Here is a 24,334-nt window from a genome sequence, read left to right on the forward strand (position 1 = left end):
CGTTCGGATATTCCAGAGATTGAGATCAGGCAGCCTCGCGGGGCCGGGCCGACAACGCGTCGACACGCCGGATGGTGCCGCCACCGAGCACCCGGGCGCGGGGACCGTCATCCGCGTAGATCGCGCAGGCCTGGCCCGGCGACACACCGTCCTCGGGCTCGCTCAGCACTACCTCGGCGGTGCCGTCCGGCCCGACCGTGAGGGTCGCCGGGCGCGGCGGCCGGGTCGAGCGCACGCGCACCGCCACAGGGAGGTCGCGCACGGCTTCGGCCGGCCCCTCGCCGAGCCAGTTCAGCTCCGAGAGGCGGATGCGGGTGGTGGCAAGCGCAGTCCGGGGCCCGACGACCACCCGGGCGGTATCCGGCTCCAGCCGCACCACATAGAGCGGCTCGGCCCCTGAAAGGCCGAGGCCACGGCGCTGGCCGACCGTATAGTGCACGATGCCCTCGTGGCGGCCGAGGACGTGGCCTGCGAGGTCGACGATCTCGCCGGGCCGCGCCGCGTCGGGGCGCAGGCGGGCGATCACGTCGCTGTAGCGGCCCTGCGGCACGAAGCAGATATCCTGGCTGTCGGGCTTCTCGGCCAGAGACAGGCCGAGGTCCTTCGCCAGGGCCCGGGTCGCGGTCTTCTCCATCTCGCCCAGCGGGAAGCGCAGGAAGTCGAGCTGCTCGGCGGTGGTCGCGTACAGGAAATAACTCTGGTCCCGAGCGGGATCGAGGGCGCGGTGCAGCGCCCGGCCACCGCCCGCCAGCGCCCGGCTCGCCACGTAATGGCCGGTGGCCAGCGCGTCCGCGTTCAAATCCCGGGCGAGGCCCAGGAGATCGCGGAACTTCACCGTGCGATTGCACTCGACACAGGGGATCGGCGTCTCGCCCGCGAGGTAGCTTTCGGCGAATTTCTCGATCACCGCGTCGCGGAACCGATCCTCGTAGTCGAGCACGTAATGCGGAATGCCGAGATGCTCGGCGGCCGCCCGCGCGTCGTGGATATCCTGCCCGGCGCAGCACGCGCCCTTGCGATGGCTCGCCGCGCCATGATCGTAGAGCTGAAGCGTGACGCCGACCACGTCGAAGCCCTGGCGCTTCAGGAGCCCGGCGACCACGGAGGAATCGACGCCGCCCGACATGGCGACGACGACGCGCGTCTCGTGGGGGGCTTTGGGGAGATCGAGGGCGTTCATCACGAGGATCCGCAGCCGCCGGCCCGGAAGCTTCCCGGCTGCACGGGGCGTCTATAGCGGGACTCCGCCCGGCTTTCCAGCGCGAACGGCCCGCTTGGGTGCGGCCGCTCGGCAGATCCTGCCGGGCAGGCGGCAGCTTCGACCTTGGTGTCGCGCACCAGTTTCTAGAAAATCTTCGCCTTATCAGTGCTTTAGCGCGGATCAACGTTGGCGCGCCCCTTGCGGCATCGCCCTCAAGAGGAGCCCGGAATGGCGAGCGGTGCGACGGATCGGTTGGATGTCACCGCGTGGAACCCATCCACGCGGACGAGCTGGGAAGCGGCGGGTATCGCCGCGCGGTCCGGCACGTCCACGCAGGATCGGTTCGGCGCGGCCCTCGACGCCGCGCGAATCCGGGACGACGCCGCAGTCACGCAGGCCCGTACGGCCGGCCAGCGCGACGCCGCCGACGCGACGCGGACGCGGCAGGCGACGCAGCGCGCGGAAACCGACGCCTCCCGGACGGTTTCGGAGCGGAACCGAGACGCAGCCACGCAGGCCGAGGCCCGGGCTGCGGAGACGCGTTCTGCTGCCGCACCGCCGAGGAAAGCCGCGACCGCGGTGACGCCCGGTACGCCCGCACCGGCAGCCGCCCCACGCGCCGAGGATCCCGCTGCCGCGCCCGATCCGCACCCGGAGCCATCCGTTTCGGCGGCGCCGCGCGCACCGTCAGAGCTTGCCGAGCAGGACGCACCGGCCCCGCCGAAGGTCGCGGCGGCCGGCACGCCAGCGCAGGATCCGGTGGCCGACACGCCGGTCACCGACGCCGATACCCTCACCCCGGCCGAACCCCAGGCACAGCCGAGCCAGGTCGATGCCCCGGCGCAAGCTGCGCCGCCCGATCCCACCGCCACGCTGCTGAGCCTGCTCGCTGCGATGTCGGGCGGCGCGACCACCAACATCGCTACGACCAAAGGGAAGGCTCCGGCGCCGGAAACGGCCGGCGCCGATAGCATTACAGCCACGCCCCCGGCCGGCGCCGGAGTGACCCTATCGGCAACTGCCTTACCAGCGCCGACCCCCTCCCGGACGGGCACGGTCGACGCTGCGCCTGATGCGACGGTCACGGGGATTGCCGGGCCGGGTGTCGGCACGAAGGCTGCGACCGCGGGCGCGGCGCGATCCGAGCCGGTCAATCCCGGCGCCAACCCGGTCGCGACCGTTCAGACCGGCACGGGCGATCCGACGACGCCCGCGACCAGCCCCGGCGCCGACTTCCTCGCCGCGCTGGCCGATGCCGGACAGGCTGCTGGTCAGTCCGCCGCTTCCGGTGCGGCCGCCCCTGCGCCGCAGGCGGCGGGCTTGGCCAATCCAAACGGCTTACCGGCGGCACCGACGGCATCCGTCGGGTCCGCCGCGCAGGCCGTACCCGTTCAGCCGACTGCGCCCGCCCAGCCCGATCCGGCGATCCCGATCGGGCAGGTCCCGATGACCATCGGCCTGCGCTCGCTGAATGGATCGAACGCCTTCCAGATCCGGCTCGATCCGATTGAACTCGGGCGGGTCGACGTCAAGCTTGAGATCGACAAGGCCCGCGGAACGGTCACGACGCACCTTGTGGTCGATCGGCCGGAGACCCTGGCGATGCTCCAGCGCGATGCGAACCAGCTGCAACAGGCCCTGACGCAGGCCGGCCTCGATCCATCGGCCGGCGGCTTGAACCTGTCCCTGCGCGGCGACGGCAGCGCGCAGACCGGCGGCGGCAATAACCAACAGGGCGGCTCCCCCCAGGGCGGGTCCGCCGGCTGGACCCGGGATCAGGCCGAGGCGCCGCAGGAGATCGCCCCGACGCGATGGCTGCGCGGCTACGGCGGTCTCGACATCAGGATCTAGGCGCGGCGGCCCCTCGCCGAACGCCACGCAATCATCGTGCGCCCGCGCTTGGGCGCGGCACGGGAGAGACCAGCATGACCAGCGGCATATCGGGCCTCGCCAGCACGGCATCGGCGACCAGCGCGGCGTCGAAGAGCGGAAACGCGACCGAGATCGCCAGCAACTTCACGCAGTTCCTGACGCTGCTCACCACGCAGCTCAAGAACCAGAACCCCCTCGACCCGATGGATACCAATCAGTTCACGCAGCAGCTCGTGCAGTTCGCCGGCGTCGAGCAGCAGCTCAAGACCAACGACCGCCTCGACAACATCCTCACCGCCTCGCAATCAGCGAGCTCAGCCACGGCGACGAGCTACATCGGCAAGACCATAACGGCGAGCGGGGCATCCTCGCAGCTCTCGGGCGGCTCGGCCGCCTGGACGCTGACCCCGGCCCGCGCCGCCTCGAAGGCGGTGATCACGATCCTCGACTCCAAGAGCAACGTCGTGGCGACGCAGGCGACGTCGCTCGCCGCCGGAAGCCAAGCCTACACGTGGAACGGCAAAACCTCGGCCGGTCTGACCGCACCCGATGGCACCTATTCGATCAAGGTCTCGGCCACGGACGCCACCGGATCCACCGTCGCGGTCGATACCAGCCTGTCGGGGACGGTGGACGAAGTCGATCTGAGCGGGTCTTCGCCGGTTCTGCTGATCGGCTCGCAGAAAGTTCCGCTGTCGAGTGTGCAGACGATCGGGTTGTCCACAAGTGGCGCTTAACGAATCACATTCGAGCGACGCGCTTCAACATCTCTTAAGCGGGCGCAAGTACCTTGAAGCCTCGACAGGTCAGTCGAGTGTAGAGCGTATCATGACCGAACTTAGCCGCCCGAGAGTCAAGTACGTGATCGGGCCAGACGGCAGTCCTTTGACCATCGCGGACCTCCCGCCCCCGAGCACCCGCCGTTGGGTGATCCGGCGCAAGGCCGAGGTGGTGGCCGCGGTGCGCGGCGGCCTCCTGAGCCTTGAGGAGGCCTGCAAGCGCTATACCCTGACCACCGAGGAATTCCTGAGCTGGCAGTTCTCCATCGACCAGCACGGGCTCGCCGGTCTGCGGACCACGCGGATCCAGCATTACCGGCACTGATCCGGGCGTCTTCAGGGATGGGCCAGTTCGCCCGAACCGACCGGTCCCGAAGTCTCGCGAAGCCGCGTCCCGACCCCGGGCGCGGCTTCGTGGCATTTAGCGAACTCTCCGACGACGTGGACACCGGCTCGGCGCAAGAGGGCGCGCCTCAACAAAGGCTGAGAGCAGCGCACGGTCGCAACGCGACCGGGAACGGCTCTAGCCACCCGCTGCGTGCAACTGCAGGGCCGGGCATTAACGCCCCGCTAACCACGACCTGGGCAAATTCTGCCGGGCGAGCCGCCAGGGCCCGCCTCGCGTTCAGAGTGCAGCGAAGCCGCCCGTGAAGCCGGTCCTCGATCTCGTCACGAAGCTCGGACCGGCCCGCATCGCCGCCATGGCGGCGGTGACGCTGACGCTCATCGGCTTCTTCGCCTTCATCATCCTGCGGGTCTCGCGCCCCGACATGGGCGTGCTGTTCTCCGACCTGTCCATGCAGGATTCGGCGTCCGTCGTCCGCGACCTCGATAGCCGCGGCATCCGCTACGAGACGCGGGGCGAGGCCGGCCAGACGATCCTGGCGCCCCGGGGCGACCTCGCCAAGCTGCGCATGGACCTCGCCGGCAAGGGCCTGCCGACCCAGGCCGGCGTCGGCTACGAGATCTTCGACAAGGGCGACGCGTTCTCGTCCACCAACTTCGTGCAGAACGTGAACCACCTGCGCGCCCTGGAGGGTGAACTCGCGCGCTCGATCCGGGCGATCGGCCGGGTCCAGGCGGCGCGCGTCCACCTCGTCCTGCCGGAGCGGCGCCTGTTCGAGCGCGACCGGGAGAACCCGAGCGCCGCCATCGTGCTGAAGCTGATGGGCGACCTCGATGCCGGACAGGTCCGGGCGATCCGCCATCTCGTCGCCTCCGCGGTGGAGGGGCTGAAGCCCGAGCGGGTCTCGATCGTCGACGAGCGCGGCCGTCTGCTGGCGGACGGGGCCCGGGATGCCGAGGCCGACGTCGCCGGCGGTTACGAGGACCGGCAGGTCGGCCTGGAGCGGCGCCTGCGCGGCCAGATCGAGGACGTGGTCGCCGGCATCGTTGGGCCGGGCCGGGCCCGGGTACAGGTCAACGCCGAACTCGACCACAACCGGACCGAGAGCCGCTCCGAGACCTTCGACCCAGAGAGCCGCGTCGTCCGCTCCGCCCAGACGCGGACCGAATCCTCGCAGACCAGCAATGCCGACGGGCAGGTCAGCGTCGGCAACGAGTTGCCCGGCGCCAACGCCACCGACAAGGCGCCGGCCCCCAAGGACGCAACCAACAAGAACGAAGAGACCACGAATTACGAGATCTCCCGGGTGACCAAGACGGAGATCGCCGAGGGCGGCCGGATCAAGCGCCTGTCGGTGGCCGTGGTGGTCGATGGCGTCTACGCGCCCACGGCGGACGGGAAGCAGACCTACAGCCCCCGCGCGCCCGCCGAGATCGAGCGGATCACCGCCCTGGTGCGCAGCGCGGTCGGGTTCGACAAGGCCCGCGGCGACCAGATCGAGGTGGTCAATCTCCGATTCGCCGAGGCGCCGAGCCTGCCGCAATTCAGCGAGCCGACGCTGATCCAGTCGCTGCTCGCCCCCACCAAGGAGGATGTGCTGCGCATGGCCGAACTCACCGTGCTGGCGCTCCTGACCCTGATCGTCCTGCTTACCGTAGTGCGCCCGCTGCTCCGCCAGGTGCTGGCACCGGTGCCGGCCGCGCCGTTGCTCGCCGCGCCGGGGGGCATGGGCATCGCGGCCGATGCCGCGGCGGTCGCGGGCCCTGCGGGGGGAAGCATCACGATGATCGACCGGGACAATCCCACCGCCCGGCTGATGGAGTTCGCCAAGATCAACGGCCAGGTCCAGGCCGAAACCGTCCAGCGCGTGGTCGACATGGTCCGGGCGAGCCCCGCCGAGACCGTCGAGGTGCTGCGCGGCTGGATCCAGGAAGAGTAGCGTAGGGCGACGAGGGCAGCACGATGGCGGCAGGTCTGGCGAATTCCCTGGCGACGGTGGGCGGCGATTCCTTCGCGTCCATGCCCGGCCCGCAGCGCGCGGCCGCGCTCCTGCTGATGCTCGGCGAGGAGGAAGGCGCGCCGATCTGGCAGATGCTGGAGGAGGAGGAGGTCAAGAAGGTCAGCCACGCGATGGTCCAGCTCGGCACGCTGGAGGTCGCCACCGTCGACAAGCTGATCATCGAGTTCGTGACCAAGCTCGGCAACAGCGGCGGCATCTCGTCGAACTTCGAGCGGACCGAGGCGCTGCTCCTGAAGATCTTCCCGAGCGATCAGGTCTCGCTGATCATGGCGGAGATCAAGGGCGCGTCCGGCAAGCGGGTCTGGGCCTCGATCGCCCAGGTCGATCCGGAGATCCTCGCCTCGTTCCTGCGCAACGAGTACCCGCAGACCGTGGCGGTGGTGCTGTCCCGGGTGCGGGCCGACTACGCCGCCAAGGTGCTGACCATCCTGCCCGAGGATTTCGCGATCGACTGCCTCAACCGGATGCTGCGCATGGAGACGGTGCAGAAGGAGGCCCTGCGCCACATCGAGGAGACGCTGCGGGTCGAGTTCGTCTCGACGATCGCGCAGACCCAGCGCCGCGACGCGCACGAGATGATGGCCGACGTGTTCAACGCCTTCGACCGGCAGACGGAGGGGCGCTTCCTCGCCGCGCTGGATCAGGCGAATCGCGGCTCGGCCAAGCGCATCCGCGAGCTGATGTTCACCTTCGAGGATCTGCTGAAGCTCGATCCAGGCAGCGTCCAGACCCTGATGCGCTCGATCGAGGGCGAAACGCTCTGCCGCGCGCTCAAGGGCGCCAACGAGTCGACCCGGGCCTTCTTCATGAAGCAGATGTCGACCCGCGCGGCCAAGAACCTCACGGACGAGATGGCCTCCCTCGGCCCGGTCCGCCTCAAGGAGGTGGACGAGGCGCAGACGCGGATGACCGAGATCGCCAAGGACCTGGCCGAGAAGGGCGAGATCATGATCGCCAAGAATAGCGCCGAGGAGGAGCTGGTCTATTGAGCGCCCAGACCGCCCGGAGCGCCAAGCCGTTCCTGTTCGAAAACGACTTCCGCAGCGGGCGTCCCAGCGCCGAGGCGCAGCGCGCCGCCGAGTCCGCCGCCCGCGCCGAGGTGGACGCCCATGCCCGCGGGTTGCAGGAAGGCCGGATCCAGGCCGAGGCGCAGATCCAGGGCCGGCTCGCCGACGCCCTGAACCGGCTGGCACTGGCCGCGGCGGGCCTCATCGCCCAGGCCGACGCCCGGGATGCCGAGCGCGAGGCGCAGGCCGTCGAGGTGGCGATGCTGATCGCCCGGAAGGTCGCGGGCGACGCGCTTGACGCGGCCCCGCTCGCCGGCATCGGCGAGGCGGCACGCGCCGCCCTCCAGCACCTGCGCGGCGTGCCCCACCTCGTGGTGCGGGTCCACGACAGCCTGGTCGAGGAGGCCGAGACCCTGATGAAGCGCCTGGCGCGCGAGCGCGGCTATGAGGGCCGCCTCGTCGTGCTCGGCGACCCCGATATGGCGGCGGGCGATGCCCGCATCGAATGGGCCGACGGCGGCATCGTGCGGGAGCGCGCCCGCATCGAGGCGGCGGTTCTGGACGCCCTCGGCCTGGCTCAGAATTCCTGAAGGAAGCCCGATGTCCGACGATTTCAGCCTGCCCCAGCTCGGCGAGAACGACACCGACTACGCGGCCGGCTCGATCCGCGACGCGCCGACCACGCCGAAGACCGCCGCCGATCTCGAGCAGCTGTTCGACGTGCCCGTGATGGTCTCGGCGGTGCTGGGCTCCGCCCGGATGCCGATCGGCGACCTGCTCCGGATGGCGCCCGGCGCCGTGCTCGAACTCGACCGGAAGGTCGGCGAGGCGATCGACGTGTTCGTCAACAACCGGCTGGTCGCCCGCGGCGAGGTCGTCCTGGTCGAGGACCGGCTCGGCGTGACGATGACCGAGATCGTCAAGGGCGAGTAGCCCGGGCGCGTGATTTTTGGGACGCGGGCGCCGGGGGGCTGTCCGCGCCATGAGCTTTGAGAGGGACGAACCATGCGGCTCCTGATAATCGGGCGGCTGAACGGCGAGCTGATCACCGCCTCGAAGATCGCCATGCAGCGCGGGGCTTCCGTGACGCAAGCCGATGCCGTGCCGCAGGGCCTCAACGTGTTGCGCGCCCGCGGCGCCGATCTGATCATGATCGACGTGTCGCTGCCGATCTCCACCCTCGTCGCGGCGCTTGAGGTGGAGCGGATTCGCACCCCCGTGGTCGCCTGCGGGGTTTCGGCGGACGCCTCGGCCGCCGTGGCGGCGATCCGGGCGGGCGCCAAGGAGTACATCCCGCTTCCGCCCGACCCCGAGATGATCGCCGCGGTGCTGGAGGCGGTCGTCACCGACCGCGCCGCCTTCGTGTGGCGCGATCCCTCCATGGAGCGGGTGGTCAAGCTCGCCGAGCAGGTCGCCCGCTCGGAGGCCTCGGTGCTGATCACCGGCGAGAGCGGCACCGGCAAGGAGGTGCTGGCCCGGCACGTTCACCAGAAGTCCAACCGGGCGGGCAAGCCCTTCGTCTCGGTGAACTGCGCGGCGATCCCCGAGGCTTTGCTCGAATCCGAGCTGTTCGGCCACGAGAAGGGGGCGTTCACCGGCGCGGTTGCCCGGCGCATCGGCCGGTTTGAGGAGGCCAATGGCGGCACGCTGCTGCTGGACGAGATCTCCGAAATGGATGTGCGCCTGCAGGCGAAGCTGCTGCGGGCGCTTCAGGAGCGGGTGATCGACCGGGTCGGCGGCACCGCCCCGGTGCGGGTCGACATCCGGGTGCTGGCCACCTCCAACCGCAACCTCGCCGAGGAGGTCCGCAAGGGCACGTTCCGCGAGGACCTGTTCTACCGCCTGAACGTCGTGGCCCTGAAGCTGCCGCCGCTCCGCGAGCGGCCGGCCGACATCCTCGAACTCGCCGCGCATTTCGCAAAGAAATACGCCGCGGTGAACGGTGTGCCGGTCCGCCCGCTCTCGGCCGAGGCGCGGGCTCTGGTGTTGAAGAACCCTTGGCGCGGGAACGTGCGCGAGTTGGAGAACACTTTGCACCGGGCAGTGCTGCTCGCCTCCGGCGACGCGATCGGTCCCGACGCAATCCTGTCCCCGGACGGCGAGACGATCGCCTTGGAGGGCCCGGCGACACGCGCCGTGCAGGCCGCCGAGGCCGCGACCCGCGGGCTGGTGGGACGGACCGTGGCGCAGGTGGAGTGTGACCTGATCCTCGATACCCTCGACCATTGCCTGGGCAACCGCACCCACGCGGCCAAGATCCTCGGGATCTCGATCCGGACCCTGCGCAACAAGCTCAACGAGTACGTCTCGTCGGGCCTCGACGTAGCCGAGCCCGGTGGCGTGCGGAGCGCGGCCTTCGGATAGGGCCGCTCCGATCAGAGGGATTGGGTTCTGGAGGCGATGCGAGTCCCCCCCGCTCCCACTGCGCTACCAGATCCGCAGGTCACTGCCGGATACCAAGAACCTGAGAAACAAGCGCGTTTCGCCTCCTTGTGGGAGGGGCCAGGGGTGGGGGTGACGCAGGATCGAGTGTGACGGTGCCTTCCGCGCCCCCCCACCTAGCCCCTCCCCGCAAGGGCTATGGGCTACACCGGTTCGCTGTCTCGGCAGGGCGCACCCGCCAGCCGCGGGGAACGCGGGTCCCCTCTCCCGTGCGGGAAAGGGACAGGGTGAGGGATGAGAACTTTCAGAATGAAACGCGCCTCGTCAGCGCATCGATCGCGTGCTTTATCCCGAGAGTTCTCATCCCTCGCCCCAACCCTCTCCCGCACGGGAGAGGGGGTCCGTAGGGCTCCGTCATCGATCGTGAGCCTCAAACCTTTGTAGGCCGTAACCACAAGGGGGAGGAGAGAGCTCAGCGGCCAGCGGTGTGTGAACCCGGCAGCCCGCAGAGGCGGGAGGGAGAGACGCGGATCGCTCAGCGGACGATTGTCGTGTCTCGTACCTGCCTCGGCAACGCGTGCAATCTACCGACGCCCGGTCTTCGCCGCCTGGTCGCTCTCGTTCTGAGCGGCGAAGGCCGCGTCCAGCTTGCGCAGCGAGGCGTAGCGGGCGACGTCACCCTCGACGTCGCGGATCGTCTCCTCGACGAGATGGCGCTGGAGCGCGACGCGCGGATCGTTGGGCGGCAGCGCTTCCCGCTCCTGCAGGCGGAGAACGGCCTGCCGCACGACGGTGTAGACCGCCTCGCGCTCCTCCCGGGTCATCGACGGCTGGATCGCCTTCGCGACGAGATCGGAGAAATCCGACATGGACCGTTAGACTTCGCTCTTCCATCGGGCGCCGGGACCGCCGGGCCGCCCCCCTCTACAGACCGGGCGGCCCAGGATCCAGAGGCGCGCTGCAGCCGCCTACATTCTCTGGTCGCGGATACCCGCGATCAGAAGCGACGACGAGCTCCAGATCACGAAGAAGCAGAAGAACGCCACCAGCAGCGTGTGGCCACGCTCCGGGTAGAGGCTGTCCGTCGGCAGGACCGGCGGCACGAAGGTCGCCAGGAAGATATGCTGCTTGGACGCGGCGACCCGCGCCCGGTCGAGCAGCAGATGGGCCGATTCCTCGAGCTTCTCGGCGATCGTCCGCTCGACGAGCAGACCCTCGTACTGGAGCAGCGCTTCGGTCAGGTTCGCGCCGCCCGCGGCACCCGAACTCGTCATCTCGTCCTGCAGGATCTTCATCTGCTGGTCGATGGCCGTGATGTTGGCGACGAGCGTCTGGATCGAGCGCGAGCGCTCGTCCAGGCTGGAGCTGCGCAGGACCTGGAGGTCGTTCTCAGCCTTGAGCTTGTCTTTCTTCAGCAGCGTCAGGGTCGCCAGCGTCCCCTCGGCGGACTTGACCGGATCGATCACGCCCCACTGGTTGCGGAAGGATTGCAGGGCAATGTGCGCCTTGCGCAGGCGCTCCTGCGCGGTTCTGGCGTCGGTCTCCGCCTGGACGACCATGTCGGCCTGCGCACGCTTCGAGATGTCGTTGATCAGCGCCTCGGAGCGCGTCACCACCTCGCGGGCGATGGTCAGCGCGTCCTCGGGCGTGAAGGCCCGGACCGACAGGCGGATCACGCCCGAGATCGAGTCGATATGCGCGATGACGTGCTTGCGCCAATACTGGGTGAGATCCTCGATCGGGTCGGTCGGATCGAACCGAGTCCAGAAATCGGCCTCCTGGCGGGAGAACATCTTGGACAGGCCGATGCTCTTCTCGAGCGACTCGACCATGGTCTGGCTGGCGATGTAGTCGCGGACGATGAAGCTGTCCTGGCTGTTATGCTTCTGAATGAGGTTCGTGTACTGGCCGAGGGAGATGTTCTCCATCGGTTCGACGTTGCCGCGCACCGTGAACTGGGCCTCGGCGACGTACTGGTTCGACGCGAAGCCGAACAGGTACAGCCCGACCACGAGGGTCGGCAGCAGGACGAACAGGCTGATGCGGCGGATGATCCGCGCGCCGTAGCTCGACGTGTCCTCCCGGCGCGGGCGCAGGCCGGGCAGCTGCGTCCAGTCCAAGCGCTTGCGAATCGCGGTGGCCAGAGCCTGGGCGCCGCGCTGCTCCGGAACCGGCCGGATCGTCTCCGCGCTCCGCCGCAGCTCGGTCATCGTCGGGGCTGCGAACGTCACGATCTCGCTTTCGCGCGTGTCGTCTTTGACGTCGTCGAGGCTCATCCGCTCTCTGTTCCTGGGTCTGCGCCGGTTCCGCTGATGCGGCGCCGGCCAAGGGGCGGCCCGTGCGCGGAACCGGAATCCCGTTCTTTTAGGCCCTTTTTATGGCGCCCGGGTCGACCTGCGGGGCGCGGCGACGGGCGACCGAGAGCGCTCTGCGCCAAAGTGGATACCGGTTCGGCGCCAGAGAGCGCGTCACGACAGAAGCTTGGAGCCGCGCTCGATTGCACCGCGATCGGGCACGGCTCTAGCCCGATGCCGGTATCGCGCCCTACCTTCTCCGGATGATGACAGAACCACGCTCAACGGGCGACGCCGATCGTCCCGCTGCCGGCCGGCCGGCCGGCCGCTCGGCCAAAACCAAGCTCACCGAGATCGTGGTGGTCTGCTCCAAATGTGCCAAGCGGCAGGGCTTGCGCGCGAGCGCCGTGCGTGCGCTCCTCAAGAAGGCCGGGAAACAGGCCGCCAAGGAGACGTCGGGCAACCGGAGGAAGCTCCGCATCGTCGAGTCGGGTTGCCTCGGACCGTGCCCGAAGCGTGCCATCGCGGTCGCTACCGGTGCGAGCCTCGCGGCCGGCCGCGTCCTCCTGCTCGATCCCGAGGCCGGGCCGGCGGAGGCGCTCGCCACCATCCTCCAACCCATCCCGCCGCGCCGGCCGTCCCCCGAATTCGGCCCCAATACCGTACTAGCGGCGGTACCACCTGACGAATCGCCGCCGGCGCGCTGACCGGCACAACTTGGAGCCGCCCCTGGTGCCCGCCTTCAGACACGTCACGCACGCACTGCGACCGTGAAGGAAGCGCGCCCATCCGGAAAGCGCCGGGTCATCCGCGCCCTCGTCCGCCGCCTGCCGCTGCTCGGCACGCTGATCGGGCTGGGCTTCGCGATCTGGCTCGTAGCGACCAACGACCTCCAGGCGGTGGCCACGGCGTTCGGCCGGATCGGCGTCGTGGGCTTCGTCGGCGTCACGCTGGTGCGGACGCTGGTGCTGCTGGTGTGCGGACTCGCCTGGGCGCGCATCCTCGACGGTCTGTCGCCGGCGCCGGCCTCGGCCTGCCTGATCCTGCGCTTCGTGCGCGAGGGCATCAACGTCCTGTTGCCGGTCGCCTCGGTGGGCGGCGAGGTGCTGGGCGCGCGGCTCCTCACCTTCTGGGGCGTGGCCGGCTCGCTCGCCGCCGCCTCGGTGCTGGCCGATCTCTTGTTCCAGGTCGGCACGCTCGCCCTGTTCGCCGGCCTCGGGGCCGGCCTTCTGAGCCGCGTCGAGGGCGCGGAGGCGGCCGAACTCGCCGGTTGGACGCTGCGCACCCTCGCGGTGGCGGCGCTGGCCGTCGCAGCCTTCTTCGCGCTCCAGCGGACCGGGATCGTCCGCGTCCTCGAAGACCGGATAAACGCCCTCGGCCGGCGCTTCGTGCGCGAGGCCGACGCCCTGCCCGAACCGCGCCAGCGCATCCAGGGCGCGCTGGACGCCGTCTGGGCGGCGGGGCGGCGGGGGCGGCTCGCCCAGTCGGTCGCCCTGCACGCGCTGGCCTGGCTCCTCGGTGCGACCGAAATCCTCGTCGTCTTCACCTGCATCGGCGTCGACAATGTCGGCCTGACCGACATCCTGGTGATCGAGTCGCTGAGCCAGGCGATCAAGGCCGCCGCCTTCCTGGTCCCGAGCGGACTCGGCGTGCAGGAAGGCGGGCTCGTGCTGGTCTGCGGCCTGTTCGGCATCGATGCCGGAACGGCCATCGCCCTGTCGCTCGCCCGCCGGGTGCCCGACGTGGTGCTGGGCCTGCCGTCGCTCCTCGTCTGGCAGAATCTCGAAGCCCGCCGCGAGGGCGTGCGCCCCGCCGCGCCGACCTGCGACCGCTCGTGACCTCGATGCCCGATCCGCCGACAGCCCCGACCCGCCCCGGCCGGGGGCGCAGGCTCCGGCGCCTCGGCCTCGCCGCGATCCCGCTGCTCGCCGCCTCGCCCGCCCTCGCCCAGAGCGTCACCCTGGACCTCGGCGCCGGCGGCACAACCGAGCGCGCCCTCCAGCTCGTCGCGCTGATCACCGTCCTGGCGGTCGCCCCCTCGGTGCTGGTGATGGCCACGGCCTTCACCCGGATCGTCGTGGTGCTCTCGCTCCTGCGCTCGGCGCTCGGCACCCAGACAGCGCCGCCGACCGCGGTGCTGGTCAGCCTCGCCCTGTTCCTGACCGCCTTCGTGATGGCCCCCACAGGTCGCGCCGCCTACAGCGCCGGGATCGAGCCCCTGATCGCCGGACGGATCACGCAAGCTCAGGCCTTCGAGCGCGCGTCGGCGCCGTTCAAGACCTTCATGCTGAAGAACGTCCGCGAGAAGGACCTCAAGCTGTTCCTCGACCTCGCCAAGGTGCCGACGCCGAAGGGGCCGGAGGATGTCGGCCTCGAGATCGTCACCCCGGCCTTCATGATCTCGGAGCTGAGGCGCGCCTTCGAGATCGGCTTCCTGCTGTTCATCCCGTTCCTGATCATCGACCTCGTGGTCGCCTCGGTGCTGATGGCGATCGGCATGATGATGCTGCCGCCCGCCACGGTCTCCCTGCCGTTCAAGCTGATCTTCTTCGTGCTGGTGGACGGATGGACGCTGGTGGCGGGCTCGCTGGTGCAGAGCTACGGGAGCTGACGCCGCCCGAGCGGGATGACGCGCCGCGCGCTCATCCCGGCGGCGTGCCGGGGGTCTCGGCGTTGCTCTGCCGATCACCGCCCTGCGGCTCGGAACCGCCCTCGCCCACGGCCTTGGCCTTCCCCCGGTCGGGGGTGGCGGCGTCCGGGTAGCGCTTGCGGTACTCGGCCAGGAAGGCCGACAGCGTCTCGGCCTTGGTGGCCTGGGCCGCCACCGCCCGGAAGCCCGGGCTGCGGGTCGGGTCGGAGCCCGTGAGCAGCGCGAAGGTGCGCGCGTCGGGGCTCGCCGCCATGGCCTCCGAGAACTTCGCCTTGAGCCGTTCCAGGCCGATCGCCTCGCCCGCGAGGTTGTAGGCGATCGCGGCGCGCATCGCGTCGGCCCGGGACGCCGCGTCGAGGGGCTGGCCGGATCGCCACGCCTCGCCGAGCAGCGCCTCGTGCGTCTCGCCGGCGTCGCGCCAGCGTCGGGCACCCCAGTAGATATCGGCCCGCAGGCGCTCGATGTCCGGCCCGGCCACTCCCTCGAGCGTCTCCAGGGCGAGGTCGGTGCGGGTCAGGTCCGAGAGGGCGCGGGCGCGGATCAGGTTCCGGGCACGCTTCAGCTCGCCCGGCAGCTCCGGCAACTCGGTCGCGTCGAGGACCTTCAGCGCCTGCAGGGGCTTGTCGTCCATCAGCCGCACCGTGGCGAGCCGCGCCGCGACCGCCGACCGGGCCGGGCCGGTCAGCCGGTTGTCGATCTGGTACTGCAGGAGATCGGCGGCGGGTTCGAGGAGATCGAGGCGCACCAAGCGGTCGGCCAGCCGGCGCACCACCTCGTCGCCGCGCCGACCGATCGGGCTCAGCTCCCGGAAATCGAAGAACAACGCCACGGCCTCGACCCCCGACAGGCTCTCCCCCTTGTCGGTGAGGTACAGGTTCTCGAAGGCGACCTGCGCCTCGCGGGTGAGTGCCACCGAAGCCGTGGCGTTCGGCGCGAAGACATTGGCCCGGCGCGCCGCCGTGAAGGCCTGGCGCCAGTGTCCGGCGGCGAGGTGGAGGCGGGCCACCCCGGCCGTGATGCTCTCCTCGATCGGGCCGCCATGCCAGGTGAGGGCGAGCCGTTCCAGGCGCTCGGTCGCGGCCTCCGGCGTCAGCGTGCCGGCGGATTGCGCGAGCAAGGTGCCCCGCAGGGTTGCTTCGGCCGAGACCGGACGCACCGCCTCCCTCTCGAGGCGAGTATAGGCGTCGAGCGCCGCCTTGACCTGGCCGGTCGCCTCCGAGACGCGGGCGCGGACCAGGGCCAGCCGGTCGCGGATCCAGGGGGGCAGGTCGCGGGCATCCACGGCGCGGGCGGCAGCCGTTTCGGCATCGTCGTTCTCGATCGCCGATTCGGCCGTCGTGGCGCGGATCGTCTGCGCCAGATCCGTGGGGTATTCCTGGGCGAGCGGCAGGACCTTGAGGAAGCCGGTCTCGGCGGCTTTCCAGTCCCCGGCGCCGGCCGAGGCCATCGCCCGCCACAGGGCGGCCTCCGGATTCCCAGCGAGGATCGGGGCGGACAGAGCCTTCAACGCCTCGGCGTTGCGTCCCATTCGCACCTGCGCGATGCCCCGCAGCAGGGCCGTGTCACGCTGGCCGGCGAGCAGGGGATCGTCGGCGGCCGCCGCTTCGAGCGCCGCGAGGGCTTCAGGATCGAGCCCGTTGGCCAGATAGGTGCGGGCCAGCGCGAGCCGGGCCGGGCCGCGATCGGCCGGATTGGCGGCCGCGGCGGCATCGAGCGCCTGGCGCAGGGTATCGCGCACCACACCGGACCGTGCCCGGTTCCAGGCCTCGGGCGTGATCGCGAGGGTCCCCGGATCGGCCAGGGCGACTTCGTCCCTCCGCGCGGGCGCCGACGTGGCGAGCCCCCCGGTCCGGCCGATCGTCACCGTGTCGAGTTCGGGCCGCACCGCGAGATCGTCGGCGCTGGCCAGCACCGCGAGGCCGTGCCGGCTCGGGAGGATCTCGAAATCCACGAATCGCCGGTTCTTCGGATTGCCGACCGGCCGCCGGGACGCCGAGGTGACCACCGCGATGCGCTCGCCGTCGAGGTCGAGCCACGTCGCCGAGCCCGGGCGGGGCAGGCCGAGGGACACCGCGATGCGGCCCGCGCTGTCGGGCTTGCGCAGGGGGTCGATCGTATCGCTGGGGCTCAGGACGTCGCCCGCCGAGAGTTCCCAGCCGACCCCGCCCTCCGTCGAGACCGCATTGAGATCGACCAAGCGGCCCTGGGGCGCCGAGAAGCGCAGGATCGTCAGGGGTCCGGTCCGGGTGGGGCTTCCCACCGGCACCAGGCCCTGATGGCTGGTCGGAGCCGGGACCGGCTCGGCGGTCTCGAAGGCGAGCGTGACCACACCGCCGCGCTCGAACAACACGGCCGGCGGCATGGCATGGAACGGAAAGACCAGGCCCGACCCAGCCGGGCGGATCGGCGGCGGTGCCGGCGGGCGCTCGGCGACGGCCGGCGCTCCAGCACGAGCCGACGGCGCGGAGGGAGGAGCGGGAACGGCCGGCGCCGCAGCCACCGGTGCCGGTGTCGCCGGCCCGGGTATCGCGACGGCGGTGCCGGCAGGTTCCGCCGGCTTGCGCCGGACGGCGTCCAGGAGGAAGGCCCCGTCCTCGCGCTCCGAGCCGATCTGGAACCCGTCTTCGGGGGTGACGAGCAGGCTGGCCGAGGTCTCATCGGTCTCGGTCGCCAGCTTGGCGATGCCGGGCCGGGGACGCCCGCGTGTCCCGGACGAATCGATGGTCCAGGGACCGACGACGCGCAGCCGCGTCGTAGTGCCCTCGGCGGTGAGGGTGGTGACGGCCTCCGCGGGCATCCGCAGCGAGAGACGCGTCAGCGTCGGGAGGAGCGCCAGTTCCAGCGACAGGGGCTTGCGCACCGGCTCGGGGATGCGGGCCTTGAGCGCTTCCTCGGCAACTCTGGCGCGACGGGCGAGTTCGGCCACCACCTCGGGCGGCAGCGGCGGCGGCAATCCGGCCCAGCCCTCCGGCAGCAGATCCACGAAGATGCGCTCGCCGGCCATCTGCAGGTTGACCCGGTAGGGCCGCTGCAAGGCGACGCGCAACCCGGTCCCGTCCGGGTCGCGCCGTACGCTCGACACGTAGGCGGGCATCTCTTCGGCCAACCGCTCGGGACCCTGCCCGACGCGCTCGCCGTAGCCGAGGAGAAGGACGCCGCCGGCGAGCTTCGCCTTGACGGTGACCGGCTTGTCGAAGGTCAGCACGATGCGGCCGTAACCACCGGGACCGGTGCCGGTCTCCGCGCCTTTGGCACCGGTCAGCCGGGCGGCCAGCGCCGGGTCGATGACCGCCAGCAGGGCGAGCACCGGAAGCGACCCGCGCAGCAGTCGCCGCCCGAGCCCCTGACCGATCCGGGGTCGCCCGCCCTCCGATCCCATCGCCTCGCCGATCCGATCCCGGCGTGCGGCGCTGTAGGCCGCAGCGCGCGGCGCCACATGTCGCGGGCATCCTGCGGTGGGGCCACTAACGCGGCCTTAACCGTAACCCGCAAATCCGCCGGATCGCGCTCCCGGTCAGCCGCTCAGGGCGACGGCGCGGTCGAGGGCCTGGGCAAATCCCTCCAGCGGCACCGTGATCGTGGCGTCATCGCTGCTGCCGGACTTGTGGCCGATCACGAACAGCTTCTTGGCGGTCCGCATGCCGTCGAGGGCCGGCGTCGGAAAGCCGATCGGCACGAAGCAGCCGTCCGGCCCGCAGGCGCTGTAGGGTGCGCCCTTGCCGAGGACCTGGTCATCCAGCTTGAAGGTGATGCCCGGCTCGATCGAGAGGCCGAACGGCATCAGCACGATCCCTTCGGCGCGGCCGTCCTTCGGCGTCTGGAATTCGATGCCGAATTTGCGCCGGCCCGTCTGCGAATCGCCCTGCGCCTGAGCGACGATGCAGGTGATCTTCGCGCCGGGATGCGTGCAGGTGATCGACCAGTCGCCGTAGCTCTCGGTCACGGAATTGGCGCCCGTGGGCCACGCGGCATGGGCCGGCGCCGGTGCGGCAGCCGATGTGGCCTGTGTTGCCTCTGCGGCAGCGGGCTTGGCCGCCGGCTTCGGGGCGGCGGGCTTCGGCTTGGGCTTCGGCCGGGCCTTCGGCGGCGCCTCGGCCGGGGCGGCCTCCGGCTCGGCATCCTGAGCGCGCGGCGCCGCCAGCGGAAGGGCGAGCAGCAGCGTGACGGTCAGGCTGGAGCGCAGGAGCGCGCGAATCGTCGGCATGGAATCAACAACCCCCGGGGCCATGGAACGGCAGAGCCGCCTAAAGCCCTAGCGGGGACGACGCAATTGCTCCGGCCGATTCGACGCCGAAACCGCCTCGCCGCATCCGAATTCTCAAAGCGGGTTGGGGCCGCCGATGGCGCGGGCCAGGGCACAGCGACGGGCGAACGCGACCTCGGCGCCGCTGCGGACCGCGCGGGCGCAGGCGAACATGAGGGTGAGGATGCCGGGATCGCGATCGACGGTCTCGGTGACCGGGCCGGGGATCCGGGAGGAGATGAGAGCGAGCATGACGGACTCCGACGGGCTGTGGCTCGGACGTTTCCGTGAAATCCCAGGCTGCGTGACCATCTCGGCGGCCTTGCTGCAACGCAATATGAGGAATGCGGCCTGCGCCGGCCACGGGTCGAGACGCGGATGCATCATGCGTAAGGCTCATGGCAACGAGCCAACACGTCAACGTTGCGTTTACGTCTTGATGCAGCGGATGGTTGACCGGACCCAGGCGAGACGCCATTGAGCGGCTTTCGGCGCTGGCCCCACCGGTCGCGCCGCAGCGCAAGCGTGGACCTGTCGCCGCAGTGTCACATGCGCGCCATAACCCGCCCGCTGGCCAGACCGCGCGGACGCCCGCCGCGTCCGCCAGATCCGAGGATTTTCCGTATGACCGATCAGCCGTCCCGTCACCCGATCCATGGCCGCATCAGCGGCCCCATCGTGATGATCGGCTTCGGCTCGATCGGCCGGGGCACCCTGCCCCTGATCGAGCGCCATTTCGAGTACGACAAGGCCCGCTTCACGGTGATCGACCCGGTCGACACCCACCGGGCGCTCGCCGAGAAGCACGGCCTGCGCTTCCAGAAGGTGGCGCTGACGCCTGAGAACTATCGCGAGGTCCTCACCCCGCTCCTCACCGAGGGCGGCGGCCAGGGCTTCTGCGTGAACCTGTCGGTCGACACCTCGTCGCGCGCCATCCTGGAGCTCTGCCGCGAGCTCGGCGCCCTCTACATCGACACGGTGGCCGAGCCCTGGCCGGGCTTCTACTTCGACAAGTCGAAGAGCCAGGGCGACCGCACCAACTACGCGCTCCGCCAGGACATCCTCGACGCCCGCACCCAGAAGCCCGGCGGGCCCACCGCGGTCTCGTGCTGCGGCGCAAATCCCGGCATGGTCTCGTGGTTCGTCAAGCAGGCGCTCCTGAACATCGCCCAGGATACCGGCCTGCAGCGGCCGGAGCCCAAGTCCAAGGCCGAATGGGCCGGCCTGATGAAGGATCTGGGCGTGAAGGGCGTCCACATCGCCGAGCGCGACACCCAGCGCGCCAAGAACCCGAAGCCGCGCGGCGTCTTCGTCAACACGTGGTCGGTCGAGGGCTTCGTCTCCGAGGGCAACCAGCCGGCCGAGCTCGGCTGGGGCACGCACGAGACCTGGAAGCCCGACAATGCCCGCGAGCAGGAGAAGGGCTCGCGCTGCGCGATCTATCTGCTGCAGCCGGGCGCCGACACGCGGGTGCGCACCTGGGTGCCGACCGCCGGCTCGCAGTTCGGCTTCCTCGTGACCCACAACGAGGCGGTCTCGATCGCCGACTACTACACGGTGCGCGCGGGTGAGCAGGCGGTGTTCCGGCCGACTTGCCACTACGCCTACCACCCGGCCGACGACGCGGTGCTGTCGCTCCACGAGATGTTCGGCAAGGCCGCCAAGGTGCAGGAGCAGCACCACATCCTCGACGAGACCGAGATCGTCGACGGCATCGACGAGCTGGGCGTGCTGGTCTACGGCCACAAGAAGAACGCCTACTGGTACGGCTCGCAGCTCTCCATCGAGGAGACCCGCCGGATTGCCCCCTACCAGAACGCCACCGGCCTGCAGGTGACCTCGGCGGTTCTCGCCGGCATGGTCTGGGCGCTGGAGAACCCCGAAGCCGGCATCGTCGAGGCCGACGAGATGGATTTCCGCCGCTGCTTGGAGGTCCAGACCCCGTATCTTGGCCCGGTCGTGGGCGTGTACACGGACTGGACGCCGCTCACCGACCGCCCGGGCCTGTTCCCGGAGGACATCGACACCAGCGATCCGTGGCAGTTCCGGAACGTGCTGGTCCACGGCTGATGGCATCCGGGCCGGCGGTGCGCATCCGCCGGCCCACGCTTGCCTTCGGCACCACCCTGTCCCAAGCTCGACCGTACAAGTCAGGGAACGGGACAGATGGCATCGACGATCCAAGAGAAGATCCTGATCGAGCAGCGCATCGCTCATGAAGGGCCGAGCATGCTTCGCGCCTTAATCCTTTGGTTCTTCTTCGGTTTCTTCTCAGACCATCGCTTTTATCTCGGCCGTGTCGGCGGCGCGATCCTTCAGATCGTCCTGAACTGCTTCCTTACCGGCCTGAAGCGGCCGAGCTGTGCGGCACTGGACGATCCGGCCTGGGATTTGGCTCGGGATCGGAACGCTATGTCCCCGCAGAGACCGTGAAGTCCGGCCGGTAGGTCGCCCCCTCCACCGGGTTCGAAACCCAGCGGCAGCGCCCGACCGCGAGGTCGTGGCCCGCATGGAAATGCCCGGAGATCCAGAGATCCGGCCGCTCGGCATCGGCGAGGTCGTCGAGCGCCGTGGAGGCGTAGAAGGCCGGCACCCACCAGGGGACGCCGGGCTCGTCCCGGTAGCGATCGGCCGCACGCGGGCTCGCCGGATGGTGGGTGATCACCACGGTGGGGCCGTCATGCGGGATCCAGAGCGCGGCGTGCAGGGCCGCCCGCTCGGCTTGGTGCTCGGCCATCGCGTCCGCGGGCTGCCAGGGGCTGCCGTCGGCCTTCCGGATCGAGCCCAGATATTCCCGCGACCCGGTGACCGGGTCGGTCATGCGCGCGGCCGCGTAGGCGATCGGATCCTCCGGGCGCCCGGGCGTCTCGGCGTCGAGCCAGCGCCCGGCCAGCGTCCAGTCGCTCCACAGGGTCGCGCCGACGAAGCGCACACCGTCGATGGTGCAGGCCTGCGCCCGCTGCAGCAGGTGGATCCGGGCGCCGAGGCCGTTCAGCCGCGCGACCTCCGACTCCAGGGCTGCCAGCAATTCCGGCGCGGTGCGCCCGTCGCCGGTCGGCGCGTAGCGCTCGTGGTTGCCCGGGACCAGCACGATGGGCCGCCCCTGCGCGAGGTGCAGCAGACCCGCCAAGCCGCGCTCGGGATGCCCCTCGTAGAGATCGCCCGGGCAGGCGAGCAGGTCGAACGGCTCGCTCGGCGGCGGGATCAGGTCGAGGCGGCGCCGTTCGAGGTGGAGGTCCGAGATCGGATAGATGCGCATGGTGATGATTACCGGGCCGCCCGGCGCTCGGCCGCCGCAGCCTTGAGGATGTCGGCGGCGGAATCGGCGTTGAGGATCGCGATCCCCCCAGCCACGACGAGATCCGGCCAGGGCGAAGGATAGAGGGCGGTCACCAGCCCGGCCGCGATGATGGCGAGGTTGGCGAAGGCATCGTTGCGGGCCGAGAGATAGGCCGCCTGGGTCAGGCTGCCCGAGCCGGTCCGGTGCCGGGCGAGCATGACGGCGCAGGTCAGGTTCACGGCGAGCGCCCCGAGCCCGGCAAGGGTCAGCGGCAGGGCGGCCGGGGCCACGAAATCCGAGATCTTCCCATAGGCCGCCCAGGCGCCTGCCAGCGCCGGCAGGAGCAGGATGCCCGCCATGGTGGTGCCGAGGCGGGCGCGGTTGCGCGCGCTCCAGCCGAGGCCCGCGAAGATCAGCAGGTTGATCGCGGCGTCTTCCAGGAAATCGAGGCTGTCGGCGATCAGCGCCACCGAGCCGATGGCGAGCGCAACCGCGATCTCGATCCCGAAATAGCCGAGGTTCAGCGCCGCCACGCGGGCGACGACGGGGCGGAGGGCGGGCGGCGCGGGTTGGGCGGCATCATCGGCAATCACGGGGCGCGTCTTCGCCGAGTACGGCGCACCTGTCGAGGGCTGTTGAGAAAACCCTGCCCGCGCCTCAAGAAAGTTCGAGGCTCTTACGCCTTTGTCCGGGTGGATTCGATGCCGCGATCGTGCGAGGCCAGCAGAGGGCCGGGCGCGCAAGGCGTCGCAGGCCGGAAGCGGAGGTCTGCCGAGCCATGCTGCCCGAATTGCGCGTGCTCTATTTCGAGGATCTCGAGGTCGGGCTGTCGGAGACCCTGTCGAAGACCATCGCGTCCTCGGACGTGGTCGGCTTCGCGGAGATCACCGGCGACCGCAACCCGATCCACCTGTCCGAGCACTTCGCCGCCCGCACGCCCTTCGGCACCCGGATCGCCCACGGCCTCTACACCGCCGGGCTGATCTCGGCGGTGCTCGGCACCCGCCTGCCGGGCCCGGGCGCGGTCTACATCTCGCAGACCCTGAACTTCCGCGCGCCGGTGCGCATCGGCGACGTCGTGGAGGTGACCGTGACGGTCGCCGAGCTGATGCCCGAGCGGCGGCGCGCACGGCTCGCCTGCCAGTGCTCGGTGGCGGGGGAGACGGTGCTCGACGGCGAGGCGCTGGTGAAGGTCCCGACCAAGGCCGAGGCCGACCCGCTCGCCATCCGCATCGAGCGACAGCAGGGCTGAGGTGGAGCCGGTTCCGGAGACGATCACCGATCCGGACGATCCGCGCCTCGAACCCTACACCCGCATGCGCGAGCGCGACCTCGTGGGCCGCGCCGGGCGCTTCATCGCCGAGGGCGAGGTGACCCTGCGGCTGCTGCTCGGCGGACGCAGCCGCTTCCGCGCCGAATCGATCCTGCTCCTGCCGGAACGGTGGCCGGGCCTCACGGAGGCCGTGGCGGCATGCCCTGCGCCCCCGCCGGTTTTCCTCGCCAGCCGAGCCGTGATGAGCGCCGTGGCGGGATTCCCGATCCACCGCGGGGTGCTGGCGGTCGGCCTGCGCGGTGCGGCGCCCGACGCGGCGGCGCTCGTGCCACCCGCGCCCGCGCCGGCCCTGGTGCTCGGCCTCGCGGGCCTGACCAACCACGACAATGTCGGTGCCGCCTTCCGCAACGCCGCCGCCTTCGGGGCGGATGCCGTGGTCCTCGACGCCGCGAGCTGCGATCCGCTCTATCGCAAGAGCATCCGGGTCTCGGCCGGCGCCGCCCTGATCCAGCCCTTCGCGCAGCTCGCGGCGGGCCAGGACTGGCTGCAGCTCGCCGAAGCGCTCGACCTCCAGCCGCTGGCGCTCAGCCCGGGCGCAACCGAGACCCTGGAGCAGCACGCAGCACCCAAGCGGGCGCTCCTGATCCTCGGCACGGAGGGGCCGGGGCTCGATACGGCGATCCTCGCACAGGCGCGGCCGGTCCGCATCCCGATGGCGGCGGGCTTCGATTCCCTCAACGTCGCCACCGCGGCAGGAATTGCCCTTCACAAGATCGCGTGCGGCCAGGGGCGTCTCGACGTCGAGCGATAAGTTCCAGCGCGGACGCCACGCCCGGGATCACAGTTCCAGCCCGTTCAGCGCGCGATTGATATCTTCGGTTGAAATTTCTTCTCCGATACAACCATAGAATAGAACACTATCGATCTGCCGCCCTATTTTCCGGGACCGCATAGGCAAAAACGTAAGATTTCCATGGTCTACCCGGC

General features: G+C 70.5%; 23 protein-coding genes. 15 read left to right on the forward strand and 8 right to left on the reverse strand.

Features of this window, described 5'->3' with window-relative positions; genetic code table 11:
* Positions 1–25: 25 nt before the first annotated feature.
* Positions 26–1,180, reverse strand: coding sequence for a tRNA 2-thiouridine(34) synthase MnmA (gene mnmA, locus MKK84_RS02715; protein WP_243916496.1), 1,155 nt, complete (start codon positions 1,178–1,180; stop codon positions 26–28).
* Between the two features lie 249 nt (positions 1,181–1,429).
* Between mnmA and MKK84_RS02720 the strand changes: the two genes are divergently transcribed.
* The 8 genes from MKK84_RS02720 to MKK84_RS02755 all read left to right on the forward strand — a co-directional run bounded on the left by MKK84_RS02720 (position 1,430) and on the right by MKK84_RS02755 (position 9,589).
* Positions 1,430–3,052: a flagellar hook-length control protein FliK gene (locus MKK84_RS02720; RefSeq protein ID WP_243916497.1), complete on the forward strand. Its 1,623-nt coding sequence runs from the start codon at positions 1,430–1,432 to the stop codon at positions 3,050–3,052.
* A gap of 74 nt (positions 3,053–3,126) precedes the next feature.
* Positions 3,127–3,810, forward strand: coding sequence for a flagellar hook assembly protein FlgD (locus MKK84_RS02725; protein ID WP_243916498.1), 684 nt, complete (start codon positions 3,127–3,129; stop codon positions 3,808–3,810).
* A 91-nt stretch (positions 3,811–3,901) separates the two neighbouring features.
* Positions 3,902–4,177 (forward strand): DUF1153 domain-containing protein, encoded by a 276-nt coding sequence (locus MKK84_RS02730; protein WP_243916499.1) that lies wholly within the window; start codon positions 3,902–3,904, stop codon positions 4,175–4,177.
* A gap of 322 nt (positions 4,178–4,499) precedes the next feature.
* The gene (gene fliF, locus MKK84_RS02735; RefSeq protein ID WP_243916500.1) at positions 4,500–6,137 is read left to right on the forward strand and encodes a flagellar basal-body MS-ring/collar protein FliF; all 1,638 of its coding nucleotides are present in this window, start codon (positions 4,500–4,502) and stop codon (positions 6,135–6,137) included.
* 23 nt (positions 6,138–6,160) lie between these two features.
* Entirely contained in the window at positions 6,161–7,207 is a 1,047-nt protein-coding gene (locus MKK84_RS02740) for a flagellar motor switch protein FliG (protein WP_243916501.1), read from the forward strand.
* Positions 7,204–7,815: a FliH/SctL family protein gene (locus tag MKK84_RS02745; RefSeq protein ID WP_243916502.1), complete on the forward strand. Its 612-nt coding sequence runs from the start codon at positions 7,204–7,206 to the stop codon at positions 7,813–7,815. The genes MKK84_RS02740 and MKK84_RS02745 overlap by 4 nt, the downstream gene beginning before the upstream one ends.
* 10 nt (positions 7,816–7,825) lie before the next feature.
* On the forward strand, positions 7,826–8,158 hold the full coding sequence (gene fliN / locus MKK84_RS02750) for a flagellar motor switch protein FliN (protein ID WP_243916503.1): 333 nt from the start codon (positions 7,826–7,828) through the stop codon (positions 8,156–8,158).
* A 72-nt stretch (positions 8,159–8,230) separates the two neighbouring features.
* Complete coding sequence (locus MKK84_RS02755; protein ID WP_243916504.1) at positions 8,231–9,589, forward strand: sigma-54 interaction domain-containing protein; 1,359 nt, start codon at positions 8,231–8,233, stop codon at positions 9,587–9,589.
* A gap of 602 nt (positions 9,590–10,191) precedes the next feature.
* On the opposite strand, the gene MKK84_RS02760 is transcribed toward MKK84_RS02755, so the two are convergent.
* Complete coding sequence (locus tag MKK84_RS02760; protein ID WP_243916505.1) at positions 10,192–10,476, reverse strand: hypothetical protein; 285 nt, start codon at positions 10,474–10,476, stop codon at positions 10,192–10,194.
* Positions 10,477–10,575: 99 nt separating this feature from the next.
* Positions 10,576–11,883: a capsule biosynthesis protein gene (locus MKK84_RS02765; protein ID WP_243916506.1), complete on the reverse strand. Its 1,308-nt coding sequence runs from the start codon at positions 11,881–11,883 to the stop codon at positions 10,576–10,578.
* A gap of 281 nt (positions 11,884–12,164) precedes the next feature.
* Between MKK84_RS02765 and MKK84_RS02770 the strand changes: the two genes are divergently transcribed.
* The 3 genes from MKK84_RS02770 (at position 12,165) to fliP (ending at position 14,512) form a co-directional block, all read left to right on the forward strand.
* Positions 12,165–12,608, forward strand: a complete 444-nt coding sequence (locus tag MKK84_RS02770) for a hypothetical protein (protein WP_243916507.1) — start codon at positions 12,165–12,167, stop codon at positions 12,606–12,608.
* 63 nt (positions 12,609–12,671) lie between these two features.
* Positions 12,672–13,739, forward strand: a complete 1,068-nt coding sequence (locus MKK84_RS02775; protein WP_243916508.1) for a flippase-like domain-containing protein — start codon at positions 12,672–12,674, stop codon at positions 13,737–13,739.
* A gap of 5 nt (positions 13,740–13,744) precedes the next feature.
* Positions 13,745–14,512, forward strand: a complete 768-nt coding sequence (gene fliP / locus MKK84_RS02780) for a flagellar type III secretion system pore protein FliP (RefSeq protein ID WP_243916509.1) — start codon at positions 13,745–13,747, stop codon at positions 14,510–14,512.
* 31 nt (positions 14,513–14,543) lie between these two features.
* Here fliP and MKK84_RS02785 read toward each other — a convergent pair whose 3' ends face one another.
* The 3 genes from MKK84_RS02785 to MKK84_RS02795 form a co-directional block, all read right to left on the reverse strand.
* Entirely contained in the window at positions 14,544–17,930 is a 3,387-nt protein-coding gene (locus tag MKK84_RS02785; RefSeq protein WP_243916552.1) for a hypothetical protein, read from the reverse strand.
* Positions 17,931–18,065: 135 nt separating this feature from the next.
* Complete coding sequence (locus MKK84_RS02790) at positions 18,066–18,755, reverse strand: invasion associated locus B family protein (RefSeq protein ID WP_243916510.1); 690 nt, start codon at positions 18,753–18,755, stop codon at positions 18,066–18,068.
* 114 nt (positions 18,756–18,869) lie between these two features.
* Positions 18,870–19,046, reverse strand: a complete 177-nt coding sequence (locus MKK84_RS02795) for a hypothetical protein (protein ID WP_243916511.1) — start codon at positions 19,044–19,046, stop codon at positions 18,870–18,872.
* 372 nt (positions 19,047–19,418) lie between these two features.
* Here MKK84_RS02795 and MKK84_RS02800 point away from each other — a divergent pair, with 372 nt between their 5' ends.
* Positions 19,419–20,864, forward strand: a complete 1,446-nt coding sequence (locus MKK84_RS02800) for a homospermidine synthase (protein ID WP_243916512.1) — start codon at positions 19,419–19,421, stop codon at positions 20,862–20,864.
* Positions 20,865–20,960: 96 nt separating this feature from the next.
* Positions 20,961–21,227: a TM2 domain-containing protein gene (locus tag MKK84_RS02805; protein WP_243916513.1), complete on the forward strand. Its 267-nt coding sequence runs from the start codon at positions 20,961–20,963 to the stop codon at positions 21,225–21,227.
* On the opposite strand, the gene MKK84_RS02810 is transcribed toward MKK84_RS02805, so the two are convergent.
* Both MKK84_RS02810 and MKK84_RS02815 read right to left on the reverse strand, forming a co-directional pair.
* Positions 21,205–22,053 carry a metallophosphoesterase gene (locus tag MKK84_RS02810; protein ID WP_243916514.1) on the reverse strand — a complete coding sequence of 283 codons (849 nt, stop codon included), beginning with the start codon at positions 22,051–22,053 and terminating at the stop codon, positions 21,205–21,207. The genes MKK84_RS02805 and MKK84_RS02810 overlap by 23 nt on opposite strands.
* Before the next feature lie 8 nt (positions 22,054–22,061).
* Positions 22,062–22,667, reverse strand: coding sequence for a cation transporter (locus MKK84_RS02815; RefSeq protein ID WP_243916515.1), 606 nt, complete (start codon positions 22,665–22,667; stop codon positions 22,062–22,064).
* A gap of 185 nt (positions 22,668–22,852) precedes the next feature.
* Between MKK84_RS02815 and croR the strand changes: the two genes are divergently transcribed.
* Both croR and MKK84_RS02825 read left to right on the forward strand, forming a co-directional pair.
* Complete coding sequence (gene croR, locus MKK84_RS02820) at positions 22,853–23,326, forward strand: 3-hydroxybutyryl-CoA dehydratase (protein ID WP_243916516.1); 474 nt, start codon at positions 22,853–22,855, stop codon at positions 23,324–23,326.
* 1 nt (position 23,327) lies between these two features.
* The gene (locus MKK84_RS02825; protein WP_243916517.1) at positions 23,328–24,158 is read left to right on the forward strand and encodes a TrmH family RNA methyltransferase; all 831 of its coding nucleotides are present in this window, start codon (positions 23,328–23,330) and stop codon (positions 24,156–24,158) included.
* Positions 24,159–24,334: the final 176 nt, after the last annotated feature.

Origin of the sequence: Methylobacterium sp. E-065, from assembly GCF_022829605.1 — a bacterium.
In the GTDB taxonomy this organism is placed as follows: domain Bacteria; phylum Pseudomonadota; class Alphaproteobacteria; order Rhizobiales; family Beijerinckiaceae; genus Methylobacterium.